The organism is Paenibacillus sp. EKM10P (genome assembly GCF_011800655.1).
Classification (GTDB): Bacteria; Bacillota; Bacilli; order Paenibacillales; family Paenibacillaceae; genus Paenibacillus; species Paenibacillus polymyxa.
The window spans coordinates 12,788-25,133 of sequence record NZ_JAALET010000014.1 but is presented as its reverse complement, the minus strand read 5'-3'; the positions used below and the strand labels follow the sequence as shown (position 1 = coordinate 25,133).

10 protein-coding genes are annotated in these 12,346 nt (G+C 46.6%); 9 read left to right on the top strand and 1 reads right to left on the bottom strand.

The genetic code is table 11. The features are described 5' to 3' along the window. Positions 1–130 precede the first annotated feature (130 nt). Together HFE01_RS22615 and HFE01_RS22610 are read left to right on the top strand one after the other, a co-directional pair. Positions 131–865, top strand: coding sequence for a thioesterase II family protein (locus HFE01_RS22615; RefSeq protein WP_016819027.1), 735 nt, complete (start codon positions 131–133; stop codon positions 863–865). 16 nt (positions 866–881) lie between these two features. After that, positions 882–1,727, top strand: a complete 846-nt coding sequence (locus tag HFE01_RS22610; protein ID WP_044786508.1) for a sugar phosphate isomerase/epimerase family protein — start codon at positions 882–884, stop codon at positions 1,725–1,727. 93 nt (positions 1,728–1,820) lie between these two features. Here HFE01_RS22610 and HFE01_RS22605 read toward each other — a convergent pair whose 3' ends face one another. Continuing rightward, the gene (locus tag HFE01_RS22605) at positions 1,821–2,189 is read right to left on the bottom strand and encodes a DUF423 domain-containing protein (RefSeq protein WP_017428559.1); all 369 of its coding nucleotides are present in this window, start codon (positions 2,187–2,189) and stop codon (positions 1,821–1,823) included. Positions 2,190–2,505: 316 nt separating this feature from the next. On the opposite strand from HFE01_RS22605, the gene HFE01_RS22600 reads away from it, so the two are divergent. The 7 genes from HFE01_RS22600 (at position 2,506) to HFE01_RS22570 (ending at position 12,344) form a co-directional block, all read left to right on the top strand. Beyond that, the gene (locus HFE01_RS22600; protein ID WP_044786507.1) at positions 2,506–5,454 is read left to right on the top strand and encodes a glycoside hydrolase family 48 protein; all 2,949 of its coding nucleotides are present in this window, start codon (positions 2,506–2,508) and stop codon (positions 5,452–5,454) included. Between the two features lie 136 nt (positions 5,455–5,590). Then, a complete protein-coding gene (locus tag HFE01_RS22595; RefSeq protein ID WP_013371107.1) occupies positions 5,591–6,094 on the top strand; it encodes a ferritin in 504 nt (167 codons plus the stop codon). 285 nt (positions 6,095–6,379) lie between these two features. Continuing rightward, complete coding sequence (locus HFE01_RS22590; RefSeq protein WP_044786506.1) at positions 6,380–6,928, top strand: GNAT family N-acetyltransferase; 549 nt, start codon at positions 6,380–6,382, stop codon at positions 6,926–6,928. Further along, on the top strand, positions 6,900–7,043 hold the full coding sequence (locus HFE01_RS22585; RefSeq protein WP_146169113.1) for an LLM class flavin-dependent oxidoreductase: 144 nt from the start codon (positions 6,900–6,902) through the stop codon (positions 7,041–7,043). Before HFE01_RS22590 ends, HFE01_RS22585 begins: the two co-directional genes overlap by 29 nt. 205 nt (positions 7,044–7,248) lie before the next feature. Beyond that, positions 7,249–9,276, top strand: a complete 2,028-nt coding sequence (locus tag HFE01_RS22580; protein ID WP_044786504.1) for a S9 family peptidase — start codon at positions 7,249–7,251, stop codon at positions 9,274–9,276. A gap of 197 nt (positions 9,277–9,473) precedes the next feature. Beyond that, on the top strand, positions 9,474–10,577 hold the full coding sequence (locus HFE01_RS22575; RefSeq protein WP_044786503.1) for a DNA alkylation repair protein: 1,104 nt from the start codon (positions 9,474–9,476) through the stop codon (positions 10,575–10,577). Between the two features lie 177 nt (positions 10,578–10,754). Further along, the gene (locus tag HFE01_RS22570; RefSeq protein ID WP_016819035.1) at positions 10,755–12,344 is read left to right on the top strand and encodes an acetate--CoA ligase; all 1,590 of its coding nucleotides are present in this window, start codon (positions 10,755–10,757) and stop codon (positions 12,342–12,344) included. Positions 12,345–12,346 lie beyond the last annotated feature (2 nt).

Sequence of the window (12,346 nt, the reverse complement as noted above, 5' to 3'; positions counted from 1 at the left end):
GCTTTATGCAAAATGTGCTTGAATTCGTCAACCCTCTTTTTCGAATTTGCAAAATATTTGAAATGGGTAAATATACCTTTTTGTGCTAAAATAAAAAAGTTAGAATTCCGCAACACAGGAGGTTGCAAGAATGGTACCTATCACATTATTTTTCATCCCATATGCAGGCGGATCGGCATCAGTCAGCTTCAAATGGAAAAAGCTGCTGCTTCCACAGATTAAACTTGTCCCTTTGGAATTGGCGGGCAGAGGTATTCGTTCTGGGGAACCGCTTAAGGATAGTATTGAGGAGATGAGCGAGGATCTGCTGCATCAAATCAGCCATGAGTTAGCCCCTGGTGATCCTTATGCCATATACGGTCACAGCATGGGTACGATGATTGCATTCGAGCTGTATTATAAGCTGGTGGCTGGAGGATATGGCCAGCCGGCTCATCTATTTGTTTCGGGTGGACGGGCACCGCATATCCCAAGAAATCTCCCGTGGTTACATGATCTGCCTGCAGATCAATTCAGAACGCATTTGCAGAGGTATGGTCAACTTTCGGAAGCCATTTTTGACAATCAGGAATTGTATGACTATTTTATGCCAGTATTAAGAGCAGATTTCAAAGCAGTCGAGATGTATAAGTATATGAGCAAAGCCACGCCTTTACATTGCCCTATCACCGCCTTGACAGGACTGACTGATAACACGGTGGCCCTACAAGATGCAGAGGCGTGGGCACAGCATACGGATCAGCAATTTCGTGTGTTTACCTTTGAGGGAGGACACTTCTTTATTCATGATGAAGTAGAACGAATTACAGAAATCATCAATGAGTCCTTGGAGCTGAGTACGGCGATTAGTAGAATACAAAAATAAAAAGAGGTGATTTTTAGTGACAGTAGGTGTATTGGCACATTTGTTTGGCAAGTTGCCTTATCGCGAGTTGGCTGCAAAGGTAGGTGAAGCGGGCTTTACTCATGTTCAGCTCGCTCCGTGGAGAGCGATCAGTGATGTCGATTTTAATAAACCAGGCAAGTTCAATCCTGGATTGGCATTGTCTATCGCTGAGGAATTTCGTAAGCACGGAGTATCCATATCAGTGCTCGGGTGCTATTTGCATTTTTTTGTACAGGATGAGGAATTGTTACGTGAAAATGTAGAGCGGTTCAAAGAGCTGATCCGATACGCAAGTCTGTTAGGAGCACCAATGGTTGCAGCTGAAGTCGGACGCAATGAGGATGGGACCCCTTATTCGGAGCGAGACTGGAGAGTTGTAAAAGAAGTTGTGCGAGAATTAGCAGATGAGGCGGAGAAGTGGGGCGTATTTGTAGGATTAGAGGCTGCTAACGATCATTTGGTCGGAACAGCAGCAGAGCTAGCTACCTTTCTGGAGGAAGTACCGTCTTCACACATTGGTGTTGTGATTGATCCGGGTAATTTGCTAAAAACGGAAAACCTGGCGCGACAGGATGAGATCATCCGCGAAGCTTTTCAGCTGCTAGGACCTCGGATTATCGCAGCACATGCCAAAGACCGACGTTTGTCATCATCAGGTGAGATCGAGACCGTACCGCCGGGTTTTGGTGACATGAACTATGCTCTATATATGGAACTGCTGGAGCAGTACAAGCCAGGGGTCCATATTATTATGGAAGCTGCTCAGGAGCATGAAATGGCTCAATCCAAACGCTATATCGAAGGTCATCGGATCGCGGCTCAGAAAGCACAGCAAGTGTAAACGAAATCATAGACGCGTTCATCTTCATCAATAAATCGGCCATGATACAGGAGACTTGGAAGCGCCTACTTTTCCAAGTCTCTGTTTATTTGTTTAGCCTTGTATTACCGCCACAATCACAATGACCCAGCTTGCCAAAAAAGCCAGCCCGCCAATCGGGGTGACGGCTCCAAGCTTTTTCACACCAGACACACTAAGAACATACAGACTGCCGGAAAACAGAAGAATGCCTACCAGCATAACCCAACCTGCGGTTACAATAAGAGAAGAATGGGCAAGGTTGCCTGCAAGAACTCCCAGCAGCAACAAACCCAAACCGTGAGCAATTTGATATTGAATTCCTGTCTGGAATATGCTCATCATGTCTGCGGAAAGTCTTTTTTTCAACGCATGCGCCCCGAATGCTCCCAGAGCTACAGCTAAAAACATCACAATACAGCCAAGCAACAGCAACACTTTCATGTTTTAACGCCTCCTTGTGAAATAGTACCGATTCCTATCGATTTCGTCAATTTTCCTTGTGCAACTCTAAACATATAGAATTTTTCGACTCTCATTTGGCGACTAGTGTGGTATATTCTTGCCAGGGCCAATGTGAAGCATTTGGAGCTATGGACAGCGTGTCCTCCACCTTTATAACGGGAAAGTGAGGTGATGGCGCTGTCTTTTTGTGCTGTCGTTTTTCGGAACCAAATTTTGAGTAAAGCCAATATTGATAATGGAGAGGATGAATGCAAAAGTGATCAGTAGAAAATCTGTGTTCAGAAAATCTGTCTCTATGGTCATGTCAGCCATTTTGGTACTTCCGTTAAGCTTGGGTTTATTTCAGGCCGAACCCGACCGTGCATCAGCCGCAACCCCTGAATCAACACGCTTTTTGCAAATGTATAAACAACTGAAGGACCCAGCTAGCGGTTACTTTTCTAAAGAAGGTATCCCTTATCATTCCGTTGAAACTCTTATGAGTGAGGCGCCTGACTATGGACACTTAACGACCTCGGAAGCATACAGCTATTGGATGTGGCTAGAAGTTCTCTATGGTCATTATACCGGGGATTGGGGTCATTTGGAATCGGCATGGGACAACATGGAGAAATATATCATTCCTGTTAATGAGGGTGACGGTAAGGAAGAGCAGCCTACAATGAGTAACTATAATCCGAACAGCCCTGCCACTTATGCCGCAGAATATCCACAGCCGGATCAGTACCCAAGCCGTCTGAGTGGTCAGTATGGTGCTGGCAAGGACCCGCTGGACTCTGAGCTGAAGGCAACCTATGGCAACAATCAGACCTACCTGATGCATTGGTTGCTGGATGTAGACAATTGGTACGGTTTTGGCAATCTGCTGAATCCGTCACATACGGCGACCTATGTGAACACCTTCCAGCGCGGGGAACAGGAATCGGTCTGGGAGGCCGTACCGCATCCATCGCAGGATAATCACAAGTTTGGCAAGCCTAATGAAGGTTTCATGAGCCTGTTCACCAAGGAAAATAATGCTCCTGCACAGCAATGGCGCTACACGAATGCCACGGATGCGGACGCACGGGCGGTTCAAGCCATGTACTGGGCAAAAGAACTCGGTTATGACAACCAGGTATATTTGGACAAAGCGAAAAAGATGGGAGATTTCTTGCGTTACGGCATGTACGATAAATACTTCCAGAAAGTAGGAAGCGCTTCCAATGGAAGTCCGATTGCTGGCATGGGCAAGGATGCCAGTCTTTATCTAATGGCATGGTATACGGCTTGGGGCGGCGGACTGGGCCAAAGCGGCAACTGGGCTTGGCGGATTGGTGCCAGCCATGCGCATCAGGGCTACCAGAATGTCGTTGCTGCATATGCATTATCCGATAAGGATAGCGGATTGATACCAAATTCACCTACGGCAGGACAGGATTGGGCGACCTCGCTCAAGCGCCAATTGGAATTTTACACTTGGCTGCAATCTGATGAGGGGGCCATTGCAGGTGGAGCAACGAATAGCTGGGATGGTGCCTACAAGGCGTATCCATCTGGTACGAGCACTTTTTATGGCATGGCTTATACAGGGGCTCCTGTATATCAAGATCCACCGTCCAACAACTGGTTTGGCATGCAGGCTTGGCCTGTCGAGCGGATTGCGGAGCTGTACTATATTTTGGCCAAGAAAGGTGACACTTCGTCTGAGCAGTTTAAAATGGCTAAACAAGTGACGGAAAACTGGATCGCTTGGTCCAAGAGCTATGTATTTGCCAACGAACGGCCTGTAACTGATGCGGAGGGTTACTATTTGGATGCACAAGGCAAGCGTATTCTGGGTGGCAAAAATCCGAAGGTAGCCACTACAGCGGCTAAAGGTGAGTTCTGGCTGCCGAGCAATCTGGAATGGAGTGGAAAGCCTGAAACCTGGAGCGGATTTGCCAATCATAAAGGAAATGCCAATCTTCATGTCGTAACCAAAAATCCAGGACAGGATGCAGGAGTGCTGGGCAGTTATGTGAAGGCGCTTACCTTCTTTGCTGCCGGAACAAAAGCTGAAAAAGGAGACTACACCGAGTTAGGCAAGGAAGCCAAAGATCTGTCCAAAGCCTTGCTTGATGCAGCATGGGGCTATAACGACGGCATAGGAATTACAACGAAGGAAGCACGTGAGGATTATTATCGTTATTTTACTAAAGAAGTATATATCCCGAGCGGATGGAGTGGTAAGACTGGGCAAGGCAACACGATTCCAGGCACAGACGCTACACCGTCTGATCCGTCCAAGGGAGGGAATGGTACGTATTCCAGCTATAGCGACATCCGCCCTAATATCACTAAAGATCCGCAATGGTCTTATCTTAAAGACAAATACACGACTTCATGGAACAAACAGACCAAAAAATGGGATAAAGGTGCGCCAGAATTTACGTATCACCGTTTCTGGTCCCAAGTAGATATGGCAACTGCTTATGCAGAGTATGACCGTCTGATTAATGGTAGTGGACCAGCCGAACCTACAGCTCCCAAAGCTCCGGCAAATGTAAAGGCGAGTGCAGGAGATGCACAAGTTACACTAACCTGGAGCAAAGCGACAGGTGCTGATAGCTACACGGTTAAGCGCTCCACAGCCAGTGGTGGCCCGTATACCACGATAGCAACGGTAACTGACGCCACTTACAAGGATACAGGGGTGGTGAATGAAACCACTTATTATTATGTAGCAAGTGCAACAAATTCCTTAGGAACCAGCCCGGATTCTGCTGAGGTCAGCGCCAAGCCAACAGCAGCCCCGATTCCGGCGAAGGGAGATGTAATTGCCCAATACCGTGTGGGCGACACCAACCCGGGAGATAACCAGATTCGACCACTCTTCCGTGTCGTAAACAAGGGTAAAGAGGCTCTTGATCTGAAAAACGTAAAGCTGAGATACTACTATACTGTAGATGGCGATAAGGGGCAGGAGTTTCACTGTGATTATGCACAATTGGGCAGCGGCAATGTTCAGGGACGGTTTGTGAAACTGGATAAGGCCGTAACTGGGGCAGATTATTATTTGGAGATCTACTTTGGAGCCGGTGCGGGAAGTCTGGCAGCAGGGGAAAACACGGGGGATATTCAGATTCGCATGAACAAGACGGATTGGAGCAACTATAACGAAAGTGACGATTTTTCCTATGATGCCACCAAGACCTCTTATACAGATTGGGACAAAACACCTTTGTATATAAACGACAAACGTGTCTGGGGTCTGGAGCCTTGATTGTGAACTAAATGTTGAGCAAGGCGGGCGGAACGTGAGTGTGTCTGAATTCACTTCCGTCCGTTTTTTTGTGATCAAATTCATGGTACACTAAGAACGTTACATCATTACATATCTGACCGAGGTGACCTAAGACATGAATGACAATTTGGCACAGGCTCTGAATGAGCAAATGAACTTCGAATTTTACTCCGCTCACGTATATCTGGCAATGGCTGCTTATTGCTCCAGTGAAAGTCTGGATGGGTTTGCAAACTTCTTCCTGGTACAAGCAGAGGAGGAACGGTTTCATGCCATGAAACTGTATAGATACATTAACGACCGTCGAGGACGCGCTACATTGGCAGCATTACCGGAGCCCAAAAATAGCTACGATTCCATGCTGGACGTATTTGAGCATGGCTACAAGCATGAGCAGCAAAACACACAAAAATTTTATCATTTGGCTGACTTGGCCCTTGATGCACGAGAGCATGCAACGATCCATTTCTTGAAATGGTTTATTGATGAGCAAGTCGAAGAGGAAGCTCTGTTCGATAGTGTTATCCAGAAGCTTAAGCGCATTGAAAGAGACAGCAATGCCTTTTATATGCTGGACAGCGAGTTTGCCAAACGCAGCTTTGTTGCCCCTGCGGAATAACACAGCGTACAGGTTGGTTTGAATGCCCCAGAGACAGGGACAGCATTCTATTGGTCTAGAAAGTAAAGGAGCCCGGCTTTCGGGCTTTTTTGCTTTTATTTGAATTGCGGACTTTCCAACCCTCAAGGGATATTGTTATTTTAAATGAAGGTATAGAAAAAATTAATTTGTCGCTGAATGGTGAGCATGCTACAGTTATGTTAACTTTTATTTCTTATTAAAAAGATAGGATTAGTTAAAAAAAATTATGCGCATTATTACAATACTATAGGGAGGCGGGGAACTATGAGCGAGATCTATCGTCTGGCACGTCAAGAGGATGCAGAAAGATTGCAGTATATAACGTATGAGGCATATGAAACAATTCGGCAGTTGGAGCTTAAATGGCCTGCCGCTCAGGCAGACGTCGCTCTCATTCAAGAAAACATTAAAAATAATGATTGCTATGTGCTGGAAGTCGATGGTGTCATCCAGGCTACCGTTAGTCATCTAAAAAATAGAGCCCTTAATTTTATAACCGATCTTCCGTTTGTGATGTGGTTTGCCGTAGATCCGGCTGCTCAGGGCAAAGGATATGGAAAAAAACTGCTGAACTGGGTAGAACAAACGATTATTCGTGATCAGGTTGGAGCTCCTGCAGTGACATTAGCCACTGCGGAAAAACATCCCTATTTATTATCTATGTACGAGCGTTGGGGATATGAACGTATCCATGCTTTTGACCATGGAACAGGAGACGGGACGATGCATTTACTGCGTAAAGTAGTGAATCCTGAATTATTCTCCACCTACATCGATGAAAAGAATGAAGCCGAGACTGCTAACCGAAATTAGACACGATCACTGGGGAAGCCTGAGTTATTCACAGCAAAAATTCCAAAATGTCGTCAGGCAGGCTGTGCTTGCAGAGGAGCTAGGCTTTAATGCGTACGGTACAGAAGAACGATAACAAATATGACCTTCTCTCAAGAAAGCAACCGAAGCAGCGGTGTTTTCGAGTCATTGTGACGGAGAGAGGGTTCTTTGAGTTTTGGACAAATTGACAGAGATACATAAAAAGAGTAACGTAATTGTATATTTAAATTCATATAAAATTAATCGGATTAATTGAATGTGAAGTTGTACAAATCTGACAATATTAAGGAGGGATTTATTTGAGCAACTCGCAATCTGGCACAACCAAACGCCGTATAACAGCTGAGGATTTATATCGATTTCACTGGGTTAGCGATCCAGCTGTTCATCCCACGAGTGGCGAAATTGCTTACGTAGAGCAGTATATTAATAAAGAACGGACAGACTACAACTCGGCTATTTGGCTGTTGCCGTTCGAAGGTAAAACTCCAATACCCTTTACATATGGACCGAAAGATGAAACACCTGTCTGGTCACCGGACGGGTCACAACTTGCTTTTCTCCGTTCGACAGACGGCAAGCGTCAGGTATGGATTATTCCAGCACGCGGGGGGGAAGCTCGACAACTTACGCACGTAGGGAACAATGTTCGTTCATTAGCCTGGTCGCCGGATGGAGCCTACATATCGTTTGTAGCTAAAACTGCTGAGAACCAGCCAACTCCTACATGCGACGCAGGAAAGCAGGAGACACAGCTTGAGGGACGAGTAGTTAATCGAACAAAAGCTAAATCCGACGGCTATGGGCTGTGGGATGATACTCGTGATCACTTGTATGTAACTGATGTGACTTCAGGGCACACGGTTCAATTGACATCCGGCGCTTATGATGTCGCGGAGCCTGTCTGGTCACCGAATGGCCAACAGATTTTATTTGTCGCTAGAATAGCGGAGCATTCCAAAGAGGATACGGATTTACGCAAGCAAAGTGATTTGTTTACGGTAGCTCCTGCGACTTCTAATAGCAATGCGACAGTACCGTTTAAGCTGACTCATTCCGAGCTTCAAATCGAGAGCGCTGCATTCTCTCCCGATGGTACATTGATTGCCTTTTACGGTCATGATCGTCATGCCAAAGGCGCTACTCAGACTCGACTGTATACGGTTCCCTCCAGTGGCGGGACGGCAGTATGCGTTAGTGAGACACTTGATGCTCACCTCGGTAATGCGGGTATGAGCGACATGCGTTCACATCTTCATGTAGGACCACCACGCTTCAGTGCGGACAGTCAATCCCTGTATACGCTGGTAACCATTGAAGGAAATGTGCACGTATATCAGTTTGCGCTTGATGGAACTTTTAAAATTTTAACCCAAGGAGAACGGGAAATTTACCAATTCGAGCTTACTTCGGATGAGCAGCATATCATTGCTGCTTCCACCAATGTCGCTTTACCAGGCGATTTGTTTCGGATTGCGATCCATTCAGGGACCGAGGAACGGCTAACACGAGTGAATGATGCTCTGCTTGATGAGATTGAGATTAGTGCACCTGAGAGCTTCTGGACGGAGGTCGAGGATGGTCGACGCGTGCAGGGATGGGTGATGAAGCCTGCTGGTTTTAAGGAGGGGGAGGCTTATCCTGCCATTTTGGAAATTCACGGCGGTCCCCATGCCATGTATTCCAATTCCTTTTTTCATGAGTTTCAGTTGCTGGCGGCTCGGGGGTATGTAGTCATCTATACGAACCCGGGAGGAAGTCGAGGGTATGGACAGTCTTTTACCAATGTTGTCCTTGGAGATTACGGCGGACGTGATTACACCGATCTACTGAGCGCCGTGGACGAGGCTATACGCAAATTCCCATTCATCGATCCAGAAAGACTGGGTGTCACGGGAGGCAGCTATGGTGGCTTTATGACAAACTGGATTGTCGGGCATACGGATCGTTTCCGCGCAGCTGTGACCCAGCGTTCCATATCTAACTGGCTGTCAATGTATGGGGTGAGTGACATAGGGTACTCGTTTACGGAAGATGAAGTTGGCGGGAATCCATGGGATGATTTTGAGCTTTTGTGGAGGCAGTCCCCGTTGGCTTATGTACAGCAAATCAATACACCGCTGCTCTTATTACATGGAGAGCAGGATCTACGTTGCCCTATTGAGCAGGGAGAGCAGCTGTTTACAGCATTGCGTCGTTTGGGAAAGCCCACCCAATTTGTCCGTTTCCCAGCTTCGAGTCACGAGCTTTCACGTAAAGGGCACCCACAGCTTCGCGTGGAACGACTGCAACGTATTACCGACTGGTTTGTCCAACACAAAATATAAGTCTCATTCGATTTGTAGTGATTATGGAAAAATGTCAGGTCCTAATCTTAGGACTTGGCATTTTTTAATGTGTCTTATATCCATTCTCTTAACCCCATTTAGTGCTGGTGCTGGGTCACGATTTACGGTTATCATATACGAAGATATTGTTCGTTCATCGCTTCTTGCTTACATTCATATTTAAAAGGAGATATACAATGGCTGAACCCTTAAAAAATATGTACACGGAGGAATTCCTTCGTCTATTCGGTGAAAGAGTACAGGCTGCATACAGTCCGTTCGACATTGACGGATTTATCCATCAAGTTATGGATAAAAAATGGGGAGAGCTGGAGCTAAAAGAACGAATACGGCGTATTTCGTTAACATTAGGGGCGTTTTTGCCCAGTAGTTATGAAGAAGCTCTTTCTATATTATTTGCCATTGATGAGTACTGTAGCGGATTTCCGTACTTGTTTTTCCCTGATTTCGTAGAGGTATATGGGCAGGGAGAAGAGCATTGGGACCTGTCCATGAATGCACTGGAGCGATTTACATTAAAATCCTCTGCGGAGTTCGCTGTGAGACCCTTCCTCCTGCGTGAACCAGAACGGATGATGCGGCAGATGATGACCTGGGCGGGACACCCCAGTGAACACGTCCGCCGTCTTGCCAGCGAAGGTTGTCGTCCACGGCTGCCTTGGGGACAGGCGCTGCCTGTCTTCAAACGTGATCCTGCTCCGGTATTGGCCGTATTGGAACTGCTGAAGGCCGATCCATCATTGTATGTACGTAAAAGTGTAGCCAACAACCTGAACGATATTGCCAAGGATCATCCCGATATTGTCATCGCAACGGCTCAACGGTGGAAGGGCGCACATCCTGATACCGACTGGATTGTGCGTCATGGCTGTCGATCCCTGATTCGCAAATCCATCCCTGAAGTGATGGCCATGTTCGGCTATGCGGATGATACGGATGGGGTGCCGCTGGTCACAGCAGCCTCTTTCACCACAGACCCTGCCGTATTAAAGATCGGGGATCACAGTGAACTGAGCTATGTGCTTCAGCTTCGAGAAGGTGAACCTTTACGAGTTCGCATCGAATATGGCATCGACTTTGTAAAGGCGAGAGGACAAGTTTCACGCAAACTGTTTTTGCTTTCTGACAAAACGGTCCCTGGAGGAACCCGTCTAACGGGTACACGAACACACCGGTTCGCAGACCTGACAACTCGTCGTCATTATGCGGGAGCGCACCGAATTGTGCTGCTCGTAAACGGGCAGGAAGCGGCTTCTACAGTGGTAGACATTGAGTTGTAGATTACAATAATAGTAAAGAAAAGAGTCTGTATTCAGGCTCTTTCTTTTTGTCGTTTGTTTTACAAATTTTATTTTTTTCCAAATAAATTAATTCTGGTATTAGAACCTGGTACTAAGACGTGTTATACTACATAAAGGAAGTTGCTCTTATCTTATGTATAAAGGGGAAGGTATAACTTGACTGATCAGCAACAATGGCTTGCGCCTGAATATTACAATATGACTTCGGAAATGGAACACCATGAGGCTGGTAAGACCGCACTCAAGTGGTTAAGTGAGACAGGGGAATACGAAGAAATCACCTACGGAGAGCTGTTGAAAAAGGCAAATCGGCTGGCTGGTGGACTTGCAAGTCTGGGATTTAACAAAGGAGATAGAGTTCTGGTCGTAGTACCACGGCGTATTATTGCATATGTCATTTATCTGGCATGCTTGAAGCTGGGGCTTGCTGTCATCCCATCTTCAGAAATGCTGCGGGCCAAGGATATTGCATATCGCCTTCGCCATTCGGAAGCGCGTGCAGTCATTGCCTGGACCGGAGTAACAGGTGAAGTAGATAAAATAAGTGATGATTTGCCTGCTTTGGCTCACCGCATTGTAGTCCCCGGGGACCACACAGCAAATGCACCTGGTTGGCTTGTGCTGGATGAGCTGATGGAAGGACAAGAAGATATTTTTGAAGCTGTGAAGACACACCGTGACGACATGGCCATTCTGGCCTATACTTCGGGTACCACAGGAAATCCTAAAGCTGTTGTACATAGCCATGGCTGGGGATATGCCCATCTGCGGATAACATCACCATGGTTGGACATTCAAGCTTCAGACATAGTATGGGCCACAGCCGCACCTGGCTGGCAAAAATGGATTTGGAGTCCGTTTTTATCGGTACTGGGAAATGGGGCGACTGGATTCGTATATAATGGTTCGTTCCGTCCGGGTCGTTATTTGCAGTTGCTGCAGCAATACGGAGTCCAAGTGTTATGTTGTACGCCAACTGAATATCGAATTATGGCAAAAATGGATGGTTTGGATCAATACGATCTATCCCTATTGCGCAGCGCAGTTTCTGCGGGGGAGCCGCTCAATCAGGAGGTTATCAACAAGTTTCAGGAGCAGTTCAACATTACGATTCGTGATGGCTACGGCCAAACCGAGAGTACGTTAATTATTGGAAATCTAAGAGACACACCTCTGCGCACAGGCTCGATGGGCAAATCCATTGCACCGGGACTTGTTGAGGTCGTAGACGAGGATGGTATTCCGCTGGCTCCAGGGCAAGTGGGCGATATTGCAGTGCGTGCTGATCTGCCGGCATTGTTTCATACGTATTATCATGATCCAGAACGCAAATTAGCTAGTGTGCATGGAGATTATTTTGTTACAGGAGACCGGGCTCGAAAGGATGAGGATGGATATTTTTGGTTTGAAGGACGCGGTGATGATATCATTATCAGTTCTGGCTATACCATTGGTCCTTTTGAAGTAGAAGAAGCGCTGATGAAGCATGATTCTGTGCAGGAATGTGCAGCGGTAGCCAGCCCGGATGAAATCCGTGGACATGTTGTGAAAGCTTTCATCGTGCTCAAAGCCGGGGTAGAAGGATCACCGGAGTTAGTAAAGGAACTGCAACATCATGTGAAAACATGGACGGCACCTTACAAATATCCACGAAAAATAGAATTTATTCAGGAACTCCCTAAAACCAGCTCAGGAAAAATACGGAGAGTGGAGCTGCGTGATTTGGAGAAGCAATCTGCACTGTAGTG